At 50.9% G+C, this 17,429-nt stretch carries 17 protein-coding genes; 14 read left to right on the forward strand and 3 right to left on the reverse strand.

Features of this window, described 5'->3' with window-relative positions; genetic code table 11:
- The first annotated feature begins 2 nt into the window (after positions 1–2).
- From AC0YNV_RS14645 to serC, 11 genes are all read left to right on the forward strand, one after another.
- Positions 3–1,049, forward strand: a complete 1,047-nt coding sequence (locus tag AC0YNV_RS14645) for a sensor histidine kinase (protein WP_210038459.1) — start codon at positions 3–5, stop codon at positions 1,047–1,049.
- Positions 1,036–1,704, forward strand: coding sequence for a response regulator (locus AC0YNV_RS14650; protein ID WP_210038460.1), 669 nt, complete (start codon positions 1,036–1,038; stop codon positions 1,702–1,704). The genes AC0YNV_RS14645 and AC0YNV_RS14650 overlap by 14 nt, the downstream gene beginning before the upstream one ends.
- Before the next feature lie 62 nt (positions 1,705–1,766).
- Complete coding sequence (locus AC0YNV_RS14655; RefSeq protein ID WP_475768721.1) at positions 1,767–2,180, forward strand: YugN family protein; 414 nt, start codon at positions 1,767–1,769, stop codon at positions 2,178–2,180.
- A gap of 188 nt (positions 2,181–2,368) precedes the next feature.
- The gene (locus AC0YNV_RS14660; RefSeq protein ID WP_475768722.1) at positions 2,369–3,997 is read left to right on the forward strand and encodes a S1C family serine protease; all 1,629 of its coding nucleotides are present in this window, start codon (positions 2,369–2,371) and stop codon (positions 3,995–3,997) included.
- 180 nt (positions 3,998–4,177) lie between these two features.
- Positions 4,178–4,870 (forward strand): response regulator transcription factor, encoded by a 693-nt coding sequence (locus AC0YNV_RS14665; protein WP_210038463.1) that lies wholly within the window; start codon positions 4,178–4,180, stop codon positions 4,868–4,870.
- Between the two features lie 5 nt (positions 4,871–4,875).
- Positions 4,876–6,375 (forward strand): sensor histidine kinase, encoded by a 1,500-nt coding sequence (locus tag AC0YNV_RS14670; RefSeq protein WP_475768723.1) that lies wholly within the window; start codon positions 4,876–4,878, stop codon positions 6,373–6,375.
- Between the two features lie 100 nt (positions 6,376–6,475).
- Positions 6,476–7,426, forward strand: coding sequence for a 4-hydroxy-3-methylbut-2-enyl diphosphate reductase (locus tag AC0YNV_RS14675; RefSeq protein WP_475768724.1), 951 nt, complete (start codon positions 6,476–6,478; stop codon positions 7,424–7,426).
- Positions 7,427–7,446: 20 nt separating this feature from the next.
- Positions 7,447–7,959: a DUF2062 domain-containing protein gene (locus AC0YNV_RS14680; RefSeq protein ID WP_475768725.1), complete on the forward strand. Its 513-nt coding sequence runs from the start codon at positions 7,447–7,449 to the stop codon at positions 7,957–7,959.
- Between the two features lie 124 nt (positions 7,960–8,083).
- Positions 8,084–9,145 carry a 3-deoxy-7-phosphoheptulonate synthase gene (gene aroF, locus AC0YNV_RS14685; protein WP_475768726.1) on the forward strand — a complete coding sequence of 354 codons (1,062 nt, stop codon included), beginning with the start codon at positions 8,084–8,086 and terminating at the stop codon, positions 9,143–9,145.
- 359 nt (positions 9,146–9,504) lie between these two features.
- Complete coding sequence (gene glnA, locus AC0YNV_RS14690; protein ID WP_210038467.1) at positions 9,505–10,929, forward strand: type I glutamate--ammonia ligase; 1,425 nt, start codon at positions 9,505–9,507, stop codon at positions 10,927–10,929.
- A gap of 309 nt (positions 10,930–11,238) precedes the next feature.
- Positions 11,239–12,327 carry a 3-phosphoserine/phosphohydroxythreonine transaminase gene (gene serC, locus AC0YNV_RS14695; protein ID WP_475768727.1) on the forward strand — a complete coding sequence of 363 codons (1,089 nt, stop codon included), beginning with the start codon at positions 11,239–11,241 and terminating at the stop codon, positions 12,325–12,327.
- Between the two features lie 92 nt (positions 12,328–12,419).
- On the opposite strand, the gene AC0YNV_RS14700 is transcribed toward serC, so the two are convergent.
- Positions 12,420–13,145 (reverse strand): response regulator, encoded by a 726-nt coding sequence (locus AC0YNV_RS14700; protein ID WP_210038469.1) that lies wholly within the window; start codon positions 13,143–13,145, stop codon positions 12,420–12,422.
- Positions 13,146–13,280: 135 nt separating this feature from the next.
- Between AC0YNV_RS14700 and trmL the strand changes: the two genes are divergently transcribed.
- From trmL to AC0YNV_RS14715, 3 genes are all read left to right on the forward strand, one after another.
- Positions 13,281–13,745 (forward strand): tRNA (uridine(34)/cytosine(34)/5-carboxymethylaminomethyluridine(34)-2'-O)-methyltransferase TrmL, encoded by a 465-nt coding sequence (trmL, locus tag AC0YNV_RS14705; protein ID WP_475768728.1) that lies wholly within the window; start codon positions 13,281–13,283, stop codon positions 13,743–13,745.
- Positions 13,746–13,941: 196 nt separating this feature from the next.
- On the forward strand, positions 13,942–14,193 hold the full coding sequence (locus AC0YNV_RS14710; RefSeq protein WP_210038471.1) for an AbrB/MazE/SpoVT family DNA-binding domain-containing protein: 252 nt from the start codon (positions 13,942–13,944) through the stop codon (positions 14,191–14,193).
- Positions 14,194–14,856: 663 nt separating this feature from the next.
- Entirely contained in the window at positions 14,857–16,053 is a 1,197-nt protein-coding gene (locus tag AC0YNV_RS14715) for an aminotransferase-like domain-containing protein (protein ID WP_475768729.1), read from the forward strand.
- 83 nt (positions 16,054–16,136) lie between these two features.
- Here AC0YNV_RS14715 and AC0YNV_RS14720 read toward each other — a convergent pair whose 3' ends face one another.
- A complete protein-coding gene (locus AC0YNV_RS14720; protein ID WP_475768730.1) occupies positions 16,137–16,475 on the reverse strand; it encodes a Rieske (2Fe-2S) protein in 339 nt (112 codons plus the stop codon).
- Positions 16,456–17,220, reverse strand: a complete 765-nt coding sequence (locus AC0YNV_RS14725; protein WP_475768731.1) for a DUF2161 domain-containing phosphodiesterase — start codon at positions 17,218–17,220, stop codon at positions 16,456–16,458. The genes AC0YNV_RS14720 and AC0YNV_RS14725 overlap by 20 nt, the downstream gene beginning before the upstream one ends.
- Positions 17,221–17,429 lie beyond the last annotated feature (209 nt).

The following is a 17,429-nucleotide window of genomic DNA, read 5'->3' on the forward strand; positions in this document are numbered from 1 at the left end:
ATATGATGGTGAGATTGTTTCGAAACAGCAAATGGGACATGATTCTGATGTTCGCGGCCGCCTCCTCGATCTCAGTGCTTTTATGGAATATTGGCAGTAAAATTGCCGATCCAAAGGTCAATAACAATGACCTTTGGATCGGTATTACGGCGTTATTCCTGCTTATCAGCGCTGGCTTCGGCTATTGGGCGGCCCAGCGGATTCAGCGGCGGATGGATATCCTCCATCTGGGGCTGAAACAAGCATCGCATGGCAATTACACGGCAAGGCTGCCGGAGGAGGGAGCTCGTAATTTTACGGCTGTATTTCGGGAATTCAACGATATGCTGGAATCGCTTGATCAGCGGACGCAGCTCATCCAGCAAACAGGCGAGGAGCAGGTCATGCGCGAGGCTGCTTCCAATGAAGCTGCCGTACTTGAAGAGCGCAAGCGTCTGGCCCGTGATCTGCATGATACTGTCAGCCAGCAATTGTTTGCTATTCATATGTCGGCCTCATCCCTGCCCAAGCTGCTGGAAATAAACCAGGAGCGTGCTGCTTCCGTTATGGAGCAGCTTATCTCGATGTCGTCGCTGGCACAGAAGCAAATGAGGGGCTTTATCGCCCAGCTGCGGCCCATGGAGCTTGAAGGCCGTTCGCTTCAGGAAGCGCTCGACAAATGGTTTCCCGATTATTGCCGCCAGAACGCTCTGCAGGGCGTTCTGGAATGGCGGATCAAGGAGAAGCTTTCCGAGGCCAAGGAGCATCAGCTGTTCCTGATTATTCAGGAGGCAATGGCCAATATTGTGAAGCATGCGGGGGCGCAGACGGCTTTCCTTACTCTTGCCGAGACAGAACGGCAAATTGTGATGACACTGCAGGACGATGGAGCAGGCTTTCGGGCCGATATGGTGAAGCGGGGATCATACGGCTTATCGACGATGCGGGAACGCTCCAACAAGCTTGGCGGGGATACCTCAATTATCAGCAAGCCGGGAAGTGGAACACGGGTGCGCGTGACGCTGCCGAATTATGTGAATAAAGGAGCCGGTCCGGATGAACTCGAGTAATCAATGGAAAATTATGATCGTGGACGATCATGACATGGTGCGTGCAGGACTTCGCACTTACTTAATGCTGGAGTCCAAATTTGACGTGGTCGCGGAGGCTGCCAACGGCGCTGAAGCGCTGAAGCTGCTGCGCGGGTTGAGTGCGGAGGAACGTCCCGATCTTATACTTATGGATCTGATGATGCCGATTATGGATGGCGTCGAGGCTACAGGCGCTATTATGAAAGAGTTTCCGGAGATGAAAATCGTCATGCTGACGAGCTTTCTGGAGGACGAGAAAGTGGTCGCGGCCGTTGAAGCCGGGGCAGTCAGCTATGTGCTCAAGACCGTGTCCGCAGAAGAGCTGATCTATGCCATCAGCGGGGCGGTCAAAGGGATGCCCGTTATGACGGCGGATGTGTCGCAGGCACTGACCCGCGGCCTGCGCCAGCGGACAACCACGCAGGGAGAGGACGAGGGACTGACCGAGCGGGAGAAGGAAGTGCTGCTGTTGATTGCGGAAGGGCGCGCCAATAAAGAAATCGCCGAAGAGCTGCATATCAGCATCAAGACGGTTAAAACCCATGTCAGCAATCTGCTGATGAAATGCGAGCTCGAGGACCGGACTCAGCTGGCTGTGCTTGCGCACCGCAAGGGTTGGGTGAAGACGGGATAAAAGAGGGAATCGGCGGGCATTGTAAAGGCATTAACCTATATCAAAAGGAGAATGCAACCCTTATGATCCCACTTTCATCCAAACTGGAATCCCGCGAGCATGAATTTAGCCAGATGAAGAACGCGCTGGAGGAGCATGAATTTGCGCTTGGCGGCAGCTGGAGCTATGAGGGCGGTTCATTTGACCGTTTTCTCGATGAAGCGCATAAAGTATGGCTGCGGCTTCCCTTCGTCGTGGTCAGCGGCAACGTAGACAGCGAATCGGATGATAATCATGCCCGGATCAAGATAGGGCAGCCGTTTGTGCTCAGGCATGTTTACAATGAGGGGCTGGATGAAGATACCGTGCCGCGGGTGATGGGAGGCCTGATCAATCAATTTCAGGGCCCGACAGATCCCGATGCCGAAATTGATTCCAAATGGATCGACAAGGCGAAGCATGTGCTGGGCGAGGTTGAGCAGCTGTTTCCCCATTAAACGATTAAAAAACGATTAAAAAAAGTCCGGAGCGTCTATTTATACCTAGATGATCCGGTTTTTTTATTTCCTTTTATATGATTTTTAAGTTTGATTTAAGGTAGATTGTGCAAAATAGTCTTAAGACGATAAGCCGCAACCTAATAATAGCTATCATGGGGAACCATTATACTTAGGAGGAGATATACATGGACGATCAGAACAAAAAGAATTCTTTCGACGATTTCTTTCAACCGCGCAGAGATGAAGACAACAAGGAGCGCAATAACGGGGAGCGAGAAAATGACGCTGAGCCGTTTCAACCGCAAGCTGCGGATGAGCCGGCGCCATCGTCAGGACCGAAGTCTTCTTCCTATTATTATTCCTACGGCCCTTTCAAAGCAAACAACTCGGAGCAATCAGAAGAATCGATGAGCACCCAAGACCAGAATAACATTCCCGGTTCATCCATCCCGGACAGCCAACCGGTGGAAATGACGCCTCCGCAGCAGCTGCGCGCGTTCGCGCCGACACAGTCGGCCAGAGGCGGCTGGCAGGTTAAGGAAAAGCGCCGCACTTCATTCAAGGCGATTTTCGCATCGTTCATGGTCGGCGTGGTCGCGGTCGGAGCATTGATGTTTGCCGCGGATACGCAGAACTGGTTCACCGGGGCGCAGACAGCCCTGTCTCCTGCATCCAACCAGGCAGCGGCGGCAGTCACGAAATCCGGTGATGACGGCAAAGTATCGACGGCAGCCGATGTGGTCCGCCCAAACAATATTGCGCAAATCTTCGAACAGGCAAGCCCGGCTGTCGTCAAAATCGAAACCTTCGTGAAGCAGAGCGCTTCCCAGGGCGGCGGACTGAATGATGACTTCCTGCGCCAGTTCTTCGGAGATCAATTCGGCGGAGCCCCGGATGAGAACGGCCAGGGCGGCGGCACCGATCAAGGCGGGGGCAGCGGCGATCTGACGCCGGAAGGTCTGGGAACCGGCTTCTTCTTCGACTCTACCGGCTACATTTTGACCAATCAGCATGTCGTAGGAGATGCAGACGAAATTAAAGTCACGGTTCAGGGCCGCGCAGAACCGCTGGTGGCCAAAAAACTCGGCTCCGACTATAATCTTGATTTGGCTGTTCTGAAAGTGGAAGGAACCAACTTCCCGACGCTTCCTATAGGCGATTCCGATTCCATTGACATCGGTGACTGGGTTGTAGCTATCGGTAACCCATACGGCTTCGATCACACCGTAACCGTGGGAGTTCTCAGCGCCAAGGAACGTCCGATCAGCATTCAGGATACGGAAGGTACACGCAACTATGAGCATCTGCTGCAAACCGACGCTTCCATTAATCCGGGCAACTCCGGCGGACCGCTGATTAATCTGGAAGGTGAAGTCGTGGGAATCAATACGGCCGTCAGCTCTCAGGCACAAGGCATCGGATTCGCGATTCCGACGAGCACGATCAAGGAGAATCTGGAAACCCTGAAGTCCAACAAGGAGATTCCAAAAGCGCCGGTGCCGTTCATTGGAGCGGAGCTGGCCGAAATTACAGACTCGATCGCCAAGCAGCTTGGACTGAGCAGCAAAGATGGATCGATTGTCTCCAATGTTTACTACAAATCGCCGGCTTACGAGGCGGACTTGAGACAATATGATGTGATCACAGGACTTGACGGCACCAAATATAAAACTCGCGAGGACTTGATTGCCCAGATTCAAAAGAAAAAAGTGGGCGATGAAGCGACGCTGAACATTATCCGCAATGGCAAGACGATGGATTTGAAAGTAACAATCGGCGATAAGAACGAGTTTCAATTCACCGGCGAACAATAATCCTACTTGAAAAAAGACGCAGGCAGTGAAATGAGCTGCCTTGCGTCTTTTTTATGACCATTTTTGTAAAATAGTCTTTTTCCATATTCATCATGCATTCTTACGTTTTGATAACCATCTGCGTTATACTATTAGTTGGAATAAAACACAAAGCGATTATCAATTGACGGGGGAAATAAGATGAGACCGCATATATTGGTTGTAGATGACGATGAGAAGATTACATCCCTGCTCCGCAGAAGCCTCGCCTTCGAGGGCTACGAAGTGGTGACGGCGAATAATGGCCTGGAGGGTCTCAAATTAATGCTGACCAGCGACCCCAATTTGCTGATTCTCGATGTGATGATGCCGCAGATCGACGGCTGGGAGGTATGCCGCCGGGTGCGTGAAGGCGGAAGCAGCGTGCCTATCCTGATGCTGACGGCCAAGGACGATATTCAGGACCGGGTGAAGGGACTGGATACGGGAGCGGACGATTATCTGGTCAAACCCTTCGCGCTTGAGGAGCTGCTGGCCCGGGTCCGGGCGCTGCTGCGGCGCAAATCCGACAAGCTTGAGGATTCCTCAACCCGTCTGCAGTATGAGGATTTGACGCTGGATCTGGATTCGCGCGAAGCCATCCGTTCCGGCCGGAGAATCGATTTGACGGCCAAGGAATTTGATCTGCTGCTGCTGTTTATGCAAAATCCGCGCCGCGTGCTCACACGCGATGCAATTATGGATAAAATATGGGGATACGATTACAGCGGGGAATCCAACGTACTTGAAGTGTACATCGCAATGCTCAGACAGAAAACCGAGGATAAGACCGACAAACGGCTTATTCAGACTGTTCGGGGAACGGGTTATGTGCTCAGAGGAGAAGGAGGCTGACCGAAATGACGATTCGGTTGAAACTGACCCTTTGGTATTCCGTTGTGCTCGCAGCGACACTGATTGCATTCGGAGTGGCGATTTACTTCTTTGTCAATTATAACGCCTACAGCGATATGAGAGGCCGGATCAATAATCAGACGGCCAAGCTTGTAAAGAACATTAATTTCAATGGAATGGATTTAGGTGTCAATGGTGGCGCTTTGATCGATAATCAATTGTATATTCAGCTGATCAATTACACCAACGGTGACCAGATAGCGGCACAATCTGCGAATTTATCAACGATTTCCATGAAACTGCCTTTCCCCAGGAGCGAAGAGATGCAGGGGAAGGTAGGCTACTACGAAGATATCGATGTTTCAGGGAATCCGTTCCTGGTGTATCAGCAGCCGTTATACAGCACCGGCAACACGCTGGTTGGCCTGCTCCAGGTAGCGGCCTACTCCGGCCGTGAAGAGGCGCTTCTCAGCAATCTGCGGACGATTCTGGTCTTCTCCTCTATCGTTGCCCTGCTGATTGCCTTTACGGTAGGGCTGTTCCTTGCCCGTCAGGCTTTGAGGCCGATTGAGAATGTCATCCAGGCCAGCAACAAAATCCAGCACAGCTCCGATCTCAGCGTCCGGATTCCGCGGGAAGCGCCTAATGACGAGATGGGCCGGCTGACGGATACCTTAAACAATATGTTGGTCCGGCTGGAGACCACCTATAACGTGCTTGATGATGCCTATAAAGCGCAGCGCCGCTTTGTTTCGGACGCCTCACATGAGCTGCGCACCCCGCTCACGACCATCCGCGGCAATATCGAGCTGCTGGAGCGGATGTGGCTTCCGGCACTGGAAGCCGCGCAGGCAGCGGATAGCCCTGTTGAGGCAGAAGCGGCGCTGGACCGCCTGCAGAGCGACGCGCAGCGTATTGCGCTGAGCCGGGAGGCGATGCAGGATATTGCCGGTGAAGCCAAGCGCATGTCCAGTCTTGTGAACGACTTGCTGGCGCTCGCCCGTGCGGATGCAGGCTATGAGATGGAGAAAACGATTCAGCCGCTGCTTCCGCTCGTAGAGGATGTGGCCCGCCGGGCCCAGCTGCTGCCGCGCACGGCAGAGTGGCGGATCGGCAATTTGATGCCTCTTGATGGGGTGGAAGTAGCGGGACATGCCGACTTTCTTCGCCAGCTGTTTTTTATTTTTGTCGAAAATGCGTTCAAGTACACACCGGCCGGTTATGTCGAAATCAGCGCGGTTCGGGCCTCCAATCAGGCAGGGGTTGTCATCAGAGATACCGGCATAGGCATGGACAGCAAGGCTATCCCCCATATATTCGAACGCTTCTATCGCGCGGATGAATCCCGGGGTGAAACAACCGGAACGGGGCTTGGATTGTCAATCGCCAAGTGGATTATCGATGAACACAGCGGATCCGTTGAGGTATCGACCCGCGAAGGCGAAGGAACGACCTTTATTGTATGGCTGCCAATTGCTTTCCTCGACAAGCCGAATCAGGTATAATAGAGCGAAACCGTCTTTTGAAGGAAGTGCTTGCTGCGCCGTCTATGGACGACGACAGCCGTTTCTTTTTGAGCTTGAGGAAAGAAGGCAGGTGTACGGTATGGAAATTGTCAAAATTTCACCAAGGGGATATTGCTATGGCGTAGTCGATGCCATGGTGCTGGCGCTCAAGACCGCTCAAAACCTGGAACTGCCGCGCCCCATATATATTTTGGGCATGATTGTTCACAACAGTCATGTGACCGACGCATTCGAGCGGGAAGGCGTCATCACGCTCGATGGCGAGAACCGCATGGAGATTCTCGAGCAAATCGAGAGTGGAACGGTCATTTTCACCGCTCACGGCGTTTCTCCGGAGGTTCGGGAACGCGCGCGTGACAGAGGGCTTACGGTCGTTGATGCGACATGCCCGGATGTGACCAAAACCCATGTCCTGATCCGCGAGAAAGTCGCCGAAGGGTATGAGATCATCTATATCGGCAAGAAGGCTCATCCGGAACCGGAAGGGGCCATCGGAATTGCACCGGATCATGTTCATTTGATCGAGAGAGAGGAAGAGATCGATCTTCTGAACCTGCAGACCGGGCGCATTATCATAACGAACCAGACAACGATGTCGCAATGGGATATTAAACATATTATAAGCAAGCTGATTGCCAAATTCCCGACGGCGGAAATTCATAATGAAATTTGCCTCGCCACACAGGTCAGACAGGAAGCCGTGGCGGAACAGGCGGGCCAGGCTGAACTTTGTATCGTGGTTGGTGATCCGCGAAGCAATAACTCCAACCGATTGGCGCAGGTGTCGGAGGAAATCGCCGGGGTGAAGGCATATCGGGTATCTGACGTAACGGAGATCGATACAACATGGCTCAAAGGCAAGACAAGAGTGGCTGTGACCTCAGGCGCTTCCACGCCCACGCCAATTACGAAGGAAGTTATTGCTTACCTGGAGCAGTACGACGAATCAGACGACAAAACTTGGGAAGCGCGGCGAACCGTTAATATCGATAAATTATTGCCAAGGCTCAGAACGAAGACTTCTGTATGATTAAAAAGAGCGCTACCCCCATGATTGCATCGCGAAAACCGCGCTCGATCAAACGTTGGCTGAAGCTTAAGTATACGCAGCTGTTGAGGGCTCCAGGCGGCCCTTCTTTCGTAGCTTTGGGATTTTCAATCGGAATGGCTGTTGAAATGTTTACATTGCCTACCTACGGACTTGCCTTCTTTCTTATTTTTCCACTGATTTACTGGCTGAGGGCAAGCTTCGCTGGCGCGTTGGTCGGCTTTGTCGTCGGGAAGATTATATTTATTCCGGTGGCCTTCATCAATAAAATGGTCGGAGCATGGGTGCTGCCCAAGGAGATAAGGATAGAGATTCAATTCCTCCCTAGCATAGTCAATCATTTTCTACTGGTGAATTTGAAGCTCATCGTAGGCGGCATTATTGATGGCATATTGCTGGGAGCTATTTTCTATTTCCCGATCAGGTTCGCTCTGCAGCATTTCGCCAACAAGCGCCGCGAGAAGCGCAAATTGAAACGGGTGCAATTGGAGTCCAAGCCGATTTCGGAAATTTGATTTTGAATGTGCCGGCCTCTTGACGGGGCCGGCACATTCATGTATATTTACTTTAGCGATTAAAAGCATAAAAGCTTAAAAGCATAAAAGCGAACACGCGTTGAAGCGGGAAAAGGGGTAACTTATGATCGTCATTACAAACAGCCATGTTACAGAAGAGCGGATTAGTGAAATCGTCGAGCATATCGAGAAGACAGGCGTGCAGGCACATGTATCCAGAGGAGTGGATCGTACTGTGATCGGAATTATCGGAAAAGCCGAGCCTACGCTGGCGGAGCATTTGCGCCAAATGCAGGGTGTAGAGAATGTAATTAAGATTTCAAAATCCTATAAATTGGCAAGCCGGGATTTTCATCCGGACGATACCATTATTGAAATTAAGGGCGTTAAGATCGGCGGCGAGCATCTGGCCATTATGGGCGGTCCCTGCGCGGTTGAATCCCCGGAGCAGATTGATGAAATCGCCCGTTTGGTAAAAGCGGCAGGCGGACAGATCCTTCGCGGTGGCGCATTCAAGCCGCGTACTGGGCCATACAGCTTTCAAGGTGTAGGCGTTGAGGGGCTTGTAATGATGGCGGAAGCAGGCAGGAGGCATGGTCTGCTGACGATCACGGAAGTTATGACACCGGAATATGTGGATGTCTGTGCAGAATATGCGGATATTTTACAAATAGGAACACGCAATATGCAAAATTTCGACCTTTTGCGCAAGCTCGGCACGATCAAGACGCCTGTTCTGCTCAAGCGGGGATTCAGCGCTACCTACGACGAATTGCTTAATGCCGCCGAATACATCCTGGCAGGCGGAAATCCGAACGTTATGCTTTGCGAACGGGGAATCCGCACGTTCGAATCCTACACGCGCAATACGCTTGATCTGGCGGCCATCCCCGTGCTGCAGCAGCTAAGCCATCTGCCGGTCATATCTGATCCGAGCCACGGCACAGGGCGGCGTGAGCTGGTCGAACCGATGGCCAAGGCATCGGTTGCAGCTGGCGCTAACGGCCTGATTATCGAGATGCATACCGATCCTGACAACTCGATGACAGGGGACGGCGTTCAATCGCTGTTCCCGGATCAATTCGCCAACCTCCTGAAGGAGCTGGAACAGCTTGGGAATCTGGTCGGAAAGAAATTTGACACTCCCAAAGAGCCTGCCGACTACTTCTCCAGCTGGAAGATCTAAGCTAGACTAAGCTGGCATATCAAGGAAAGTAATGGAAGCTGCTGAACCTTGCCAAGCAAGGCATCTGCAGCTTTTTTGAAATGAAAAAAGCAGGTTAGGATTGGCTTGTTTTTCATACAAGAAGAACCTGAATCCGCCGGCAAATGACAGCATTTTCCGTTTATTCTTATGTGTCAATCGTCTTATTGAAAACATTCCAACAAATGTGTGAAGATACCTGACAAATGCGTTAAAAATATCTGACATAAGTATTGACGGGTGCTAGGCTTAATTCTATAATTACCTCATGGTTTCGGTGAAAAATTGAACATTCAAGGTTCAATACTAAGCAAACGTTCGGAAATGGAGGAAATTTTCAAATGTCAGCACAAAATGTATTAAACACTATTAAAGAAAACGAGATTCAGTTTGTCGATTTCCGTTTTGTCGATTTATCTGGTCGCGCTCATCACATTACGCTTCCTTCGACAGAAGTAGAAGAGGAAACTTTCGAGAATGGCGTCGCATTCGACGGTTCTTCGATCCCGGGCTTCCGCGGTATTGAAGAATCCGATATGGTGATGATGCCTGACACGGAAACTGCCTATGTGGACCCCTTTACGGAGCATCCGACGCTGAACATCATGTGTAATATTCATACGCCTGACGGCGAACGTTATGACCGCGATCCGCGCAGCATTGCGCACAAAGCGGAAGAGTTTCTGAAAAAATCCGGAGTAGGTACGGCGGCATTCTTCGCACCGGAATCCGAATTCTTCATTTTCGACGATGTTCGCTACGAAAGCTCCATGAACTCTTCTTCATACTTCGTGGACTCCGAAGAAGCGGCATGGAACACCAACCGCAAGGAAGAAGGCGGCAACCTGGCGTTCAAAGTTGGCGTTAAAGGCGGTTATGTTCCGGTTGCTCCGGTTGATTCACAGCAGGATATCCGCAGCGAAATGGTTCGTTTGATGCAGGAAACCGGCCTTCGCGTCGAGCGTCATCACCATGAAGTTGCCACAGCAGGCCAAGCAGAAATCAACTTCCGCTTCGACACGCTGACCAAAACTGCAGACAACCTGATGAAGTACAAATACATCGTGCACAACGTAGCCCGCATGAGCGGCAAAGTAGCTACATTTATGCCGAAACCGCTGTTTGGCGATAACGGAAGCGGGATGCACGTTCACCAATCCATCTTCAACGGCGATTCACCGTTGTTCTATGAGAAAGGTGCTTATGCAAACCTGAGCCCGATGGCCATGCACTACATCGGCGGAATTCTGCACCATGCTCCAGCGCTGATCGCATTGTCCAACCCATCGACGAACTCGTTCAAACGACTCGTTCCTGGATACGAAGCTCCGGTCAATCTGGTATTCTCCAAAGGTAACCGTTCCGCAGCGATCCGTATTCCGGTTGCAGCTGTAACGCCTAAAGGCTGTCGTATTGAATTCCGTACACCGGATTCCACGGCTAACCCATACCTCTGCTTCGCAGCTATGCTGCTTGCAGGACTTGACGGCATCAAACGCAAAATCGATCCAGTCGCTCTCGGTTATGGTCCTTTCGACAAAAACATCTATGAGCTGTCTGATGAAGAGAAGAAAGAAATCCGTTCGGTACCGGGAACGCTTGACGAAGCGCTTGACGCTTTGGAAGCCGATTCCGAATTCCTGACAGAAGGCGGCGTGTTCTCCAAAGACTTCGTTGAGAACTACGTAGCATTCAAACGCCAGGAAGCTAAAGCTGTATCCATCCGTGTTCATCCACACGAGTATAGCCTGTATTTCGACTGCTAATCAGCTAATCATTACGCACTTATTTCGATCACGAACCCTTCCGACGTGGAGGGTTCGTTTTTATGTCTGACTTGTTTCCGAATTAAGGGGAAACAGAGAGATGAATATACGTTCCTCCCAAGAGGAGAGTCATTTTTTCAACATAGAAGGAAGCCTAAGCTTCCACGGTATGTTGCTTATATTTATGAAGGAGGCTGCGCCGCAAATAGGTGGCGTTAGCCGGTTCTTCTTGTGACTATTTTACTTGATGCCAATCCTCAAACTTGTTATAGTTAGCCATATGTGAAAAGAAGACTGGAGTGGGTAAGGGTGACCAAACGCGCATATAATTTCAATGCAGGACCGGCTGCGCTGCCGCTGGAAGTACTGCAGCAGGGGCAAGAGGAATTTATCAATTTTGCAGATTCAGGCATGTCGATTATGGAAATGTCGCATCGCAGCGCGATCTATGAAGAGGTTCATAATGAGGCGCAATCGCTGCTTCGCGAATTATTAGGGATACCGGATTCCTATAAAGTATTGCTTCTGCAAGGCGGAGCAAGCACGCAATTTGCCATGGTACCGATGAATTTGCTTCCGGCAGGCAAGGTTGGGGCTTATGTGATGACAGGAAGCTGGGCGGAGAAGGCGATCAAGGAAGCGCAGCTGTTTGGAGAGACAGCGGTGGCTGCCTCCTCGGAAACGGACAAGTTTAACCGGATTCCGGATTTGTCCACCATCCAGATTCCGGCTAATGCGGCTTATCTGCATGTTACCTCCAACGAAACGATAGAGGGGACGCAGTATAAAGCTTTTCCAGAGACCGGCGATCTGACGCTGATTGGAGATATGTCCAGCGATATTATGAGCCGTCCGGTGAATGTGAGCCAGTTTGGAATGATTTATGCAGGGGCGCAGAAGAATTTGGGTCCATCCGGGGTAACCATTGTAATCGCCCGGGAGGATTTGGTCGCTGCAAGTCCCAAGAGTGTTCCGACCATGCTGCGTTATGATACCCATGTCAAAAATAATTCCCTTTATAATACACCGCCATCCTTCTCGGTCTATCTGGCCGGGCTTATGCTCAAATGGGTAAAGGGCAAAGGCGGCGTTGCGGCCATCGAACAGATCAACCGCGACAAAACCAAACTGATTTATGATAGAATCGACCAAAGCGGCGGATTTTACCGGGGATTCGCAGACCCGTCCAGCCGCTCGGATATGAATATCACATTCCGGATCCATACCGAAGAACTGGAGAAGCGCTTCGTCCAGGAATCGGAGCAGCATGGTTTCGTAGGTCTGAAGGGCCATCGCAGCGTGGGCGGCCTTCGGGCATCCACCTATAATGCCGTGCCGGTAGAGAGCTGCAGAGCACTGGCCGAGTTTATGAGCGACTTCCAGAAGCGTAACGGCTAAGGAATAGGGCATAAACCTGATGGCATAAATAAATAGACCGCCCGATTCTTCGTACGATGTCGAAGATGGGGCGGTCTATTGTTATGCAAGGATTAATCTGCTGTTTGGTGAAGGTTTTCCATAGCGCTTGGGCCGGTCAGCTTGTAGCCTACATTGCGTACTGTCATAATGTACTCAGGCGTCCGCGCATTTTTCTCGATTTTGTCGCGAAGATGGCTGACATGGACGTCAACGATCCGCGTGTCACCGAGAAAATGATAATCCCATACGCCATAGAGAAGTTGCTGGCGGCTGAGCACTTTTCCGCGATGGCGGCAAAGAAACAGCAGCAGCTCAAACTCCTTGGGTGTTAAATCAATGCTTTTGCCATCCTTTTGAACCTCACGCTGCTCTGTGAATACAGTCAGCTGGCCGATCTCATGTACAACGTTCTCGCTAGCGCCCGGCAGGACCAGGGTACGGCGGAAAACGGCTTGTATACGGGATAGCAGCTCTTGCGGCGAGAAAGGCTTGGTCATGTAATCGTCTGCGCCATTGTCAAGGCCCGTGATCTTGTCGGTCACATCCTGCAGTGCCGTCAGCATCACGATCGGAACCGCGTTGTTCTGCTTGCGGAGCTCGCGGCAGACCTGAATGCCGTCCATTTTGGGCAGCATCAGATCGAGTACGATCAGATCGGGTCGGAATGGTTTTAATATGTCAAAAACGGCTTCGCCATCTTGGACACAGCGCACGTCATAGCCAGCCAATTTCAAATTAAATTCGATCAACTTGGAGATGGAAGGTTCGTCATCAACGACTAAAATTTTCTTCTTCATCGTCCTGTTCTCCTTTACTCACGTTATGCCTCCATTATGACAAGTAACATTTCTCATAAGATTAAGGCTACGTAAACCCTGTGTTAAATGTTTGGAAGTCGTAAGATAATTGTAAAATTGAAAGGGGAAATTATAATGGCTTTTCACATCGTGCTTGTCGAGCCGGAGATTCCGGCTAACACAGGCAATATTGCCCGAACATGCGCTGCTACGGGCACACATTTGCATCTGGTGCGTCCGCTGGGTTTCAATACGGATGACCGGACCTTGAAGCGAGCAGGGCTGGATTATTGGCATGCGGTAAAGGTTCATTATCATGATTCATTTGACGAACTGACGGAGTTATTTCCGGAAGGCCGATTTTTTTGCGCCAGCACGCGGACTCATACCCGTTATTCGGATCATACGTTCCGGGATGGCGATTTTTTTGTTTTCGGCAAAGAGACCAAGGGGCTGCCTTCATCGATTCTGGATGCTTATCCGCAAACGGGTATGAGAATTCCGATGACGGACAAGGTCCGTTCGCTGAATTTGTCGAATTCGGCGGCAATTATTATTTATGAGGCATTCCGGCAGCTGGATTTTACGGGATTGGAATAGCAGAATTAAAAGTGAATGTAAATACAAGGTAATTTACCTTTATATGGTATAATCAATGATGAGATTCGACAATACTTGCAGGATATTAAGAAAATATTGATAAGGGAAGGAAAATGACCCTTCTTAACGAAAGCTTATAGATGCGTATGTTTATATATGGACTCGCAATTATTAATGACAAGAAGAGGTGAAGACGTTGAAACCGGCAGGCGTAGTGCGTAAAGTCGATCAACTGGGCCGAATTGTACTGCCCAAATCGCTGCGCAAAAGATATCAGATGAATGAAGGCGATCCCGTGGAAATTCTTGTCCAGGGTGACCATATTATTTTAGAGCGCTACCGTCCTCGCTGCGTATTTTGCGGTTCGATAGACGATGTCCGTGAATTTAAAGAGCGTTATTTATGCTCCGCATGCATCACAGAAATGAATGCCCTGCGCCGCTCCTAATGAACAAAGCGGCAGCATGATCGTCAGATAAAACTGAAGTTGGCGCCGATGCTGCGGCGGGGCTCGATAACCGAGTCTACCGCACCTGCTAGGCGAATTGCTGCCATGCGCGTTTTTGGATGTGGATCAAAAAAAGAAGCTTCGGGCGGTTGATAATCAATCGCCTGAAGCTTCCTTTTTTGTTTAAAACTTATAGAATGTTTAACGTCTCATATCGATAAATTTCTACAAGTTCAGAGAAAATTGCTCGCCGCCAAAAGACGGCGTCAGCCGTTTCTCAACTCAGACAAAGCTAAGTATGCTGTAAAAGTCTCTTGATTAGCTTGCGTTGGTTCTTATGCTGTTACAAGCCTTCGGTCTTATCATCGTTGTAGGACGAAGTGACAATGGCGACCAGGAACAATAGAAAGACAACTATCACGATCAGGAACTTTATCGTCATCCTGCACACCTCCAATACGCTTCTTCTATTATACCCAACCCTGCTGGAAAAGAAAATTGCAAAGTTTGAACAAGTTGTTACAACCTTAAATAGACATAAACAGCAAGAAAGCTGCAAAGACAGGATCCGATTCTTTTTTCACCAGCTGTCGATGGTGTTGCCCATCCGCATAATTGCGCGTAAAATGTAAATAGCGGTTTAACATAGGGGGCGAAAGCAAAGTGGACTACCGGTTCTCAAGTCATGTGGAGCGGCTGCAATCTTCAGCGGTTCGGGATATCTTGAAGTTGACGCAAGGCCAGGAAATCATTTCCTTTGCAGGCGGTCTGCCCGCCGAGGAATTGTTTCCACTGGAGGCAATCAGCGATGCTGCGCAGCGCGTATTTGCAGCGGGCAAGGGTTCTTTGCAGTATGGCCTGACTGAAGGCTATCTGCCGCTGCGTGAGCAGTTATGCGGCCGTATGGCTGCCAAGGGTATGCAGGTTGAGCCGGATCAGATGATTATGACCACTGGCTCGCAGCAGGCGATCGATTTGATTGTCCGTGTTCTGATGGAGCCGGGCGACGTGGTGCTTGTCGAAAATCCGACTTATTTGGCGAGTTTGCAGGTATTTAATTTGGGCGGTCTGCGGATTGTTCCGGTGCCAAGCGACAAGGACGGCATGATCATGGCCGATGCGGAACGCCTGATGCGTGAGCATAAGCCAAGAATGGTCTATGTCGTGCCCACCTTTGGGAATCCGACGGGCCGGGTATGGAGTCTGGAACGCCGCAAAGGATTGCTGGAGCTGTGCAGCCGATTTGGTATCCCTATACTTGAGGATGACCCATATGGGGAAATTAAATTCAACGCAAACGATTATTTTCCAACGCTGTTTTCTCTGGCAGGAGCTGCGGACGGAGGCGGCGTTCTGTATACGAGCACATTTTCCAAAACCGTCGCTCCCGCGCTTCGCACCGGCTGGGCCATCGGCGACCGCCGTGTTATCCAGATGCTGGCCAAAGCGAAACAGGCGGCAGATTTGCATTCCAGCACACTGGATCAACAGACGCTTGACCAGCTGCTGCGGGAATTTCCGCTGGATGAGCATATCCGGAAGATCGGAGATGCCTACGGCGCGCGTCTGGGTCAAATGGAAAACTTGCTGATGAGAGAGAATTGGCCGGATGTGAAATGGATTACGCCTCAGGGCGGGATGTTCCTGTGGCTGGAGTTTCCCGAAGCGCTCGACACACAGGCTCTGCTGCGGTCTGCGGTGACCAAGGGAGTTGCCTTCGTACCAGGGGCAGCCTTCTATGCAGCGGCTCCACAGCGCCATACAGCGCGGCTCAACTTCACGTATACCGAAGGGGAGCGAATGGCGCTTGGCATTTCGCGTTTAGCGGAGGCGCTTGGAGAGTTCACGGCCCGACTTTAAAAAAACCAAAGCCCCGATCGCCGCAATCTATGGTGATCGGGGCTTTTTCTGGAGATGCAGAAGATAAGTGCGCAGCCGGATTTTTACGAAGAAACCGCAATCGTGAACTGCCCTTCATGGATCTGGATGGGACGGCAGTCAAGCTGCTCGCCGGGCACGTTGGTGGATTGTCCGGTTGTCGAATCAAACGACCAGTAATGCAGCGGGCAGATCAATTCATTCTCCCAAGGCCGCACAACGCCGCCTGCATGAGGACAGATGGCGGATACCAGCTTATATTCCGAAGGGGCATCTTCTTGGCCTGTCGTTTGTATAATAAAATAAGGATCACGGTCAATGGTAACGGATGCAGGAAAACTTGTAAAATCGTCAACATGGCCAATGATACGGTATCCGACAGATTCAGGTAATTGATTGCTCATTTCTTTCTCCTCCTTGAATTTGGTTCTGCCGCTGTCCGCTTGACAGCCAGGCATTAATCACATCGGCATATTCCACGACAGCGGCGGTGCCGCTTTCTTTTAAACGGTATACCCCGCGTTCGACCCGCTCGAACCAGCCGTAATAATCTTTTTGCATAATAAAGGCGGCCCGCTGTACGCCGGTAAGCTCTGCCGCTCTGCGCGGAGGGAGCTGGCCGTGCAGGCTGAGAGCCCAGGCAATACGAAGCGCCTTCTCACGGTAAGCGGTAACAAGTTTGCGCCTTGTGCTTCCTCCCGTGTTATAATCACCGCTTCGTTCGCGAAATTCGTGAAGCAGACGCGTCTGACGCAGGGGGCGCTGACCGCGGACCGGCGGATCGCCCGGCTCGCAAAGCACATCGAGCACCGGCGCTTTCGTCTTGAAGAAGGTAACGGTCATCAGTCCGAGGCCCAGCATCCGGCACAGCTCGGTCAAATCGCCGAAGCGCTGATTGTGAGCGCCGCTTTTCTTGCGGTTGCGTTCAATCGCAAGCATGACCTGGCCGTTCAGCCGCAGCCGTTCAATCCCCTGCAGTAGAAGAGGGAGCGTAAAGGTTTTTTTCATTTCAACAAGAATGGTCTCGCCGCTCAGCGGATGGATGGCGACAAGGTCACAATGCATGATCTCGCTTTTCACTTCGAAGCCCATGGCTTCAAAGTAGGCTTTGACTGGCTTGTAGAGTTCGGTTTCATGCTTGACTGCCATGAGTGGCGCTCCTTTCCCTTAGCGTCTTTGGCGATTATAACATATTCGGGCAGGGTACTCAGCCATTAATTTTGATTGCTCAAATTTTTAGGGAAGCGCCTTCATTCGACCTGAATGCCCCCGGAGATTGACCTTCTTTTTGTCACATCAGTCTGGTTTTATCAGGATTTGACGAATGAAAGATAGTCAATTTTGCATTATTGCAGTTA

Source organism: Paenibacillus sp. JT31N11 (assembly GCF_056269285.1).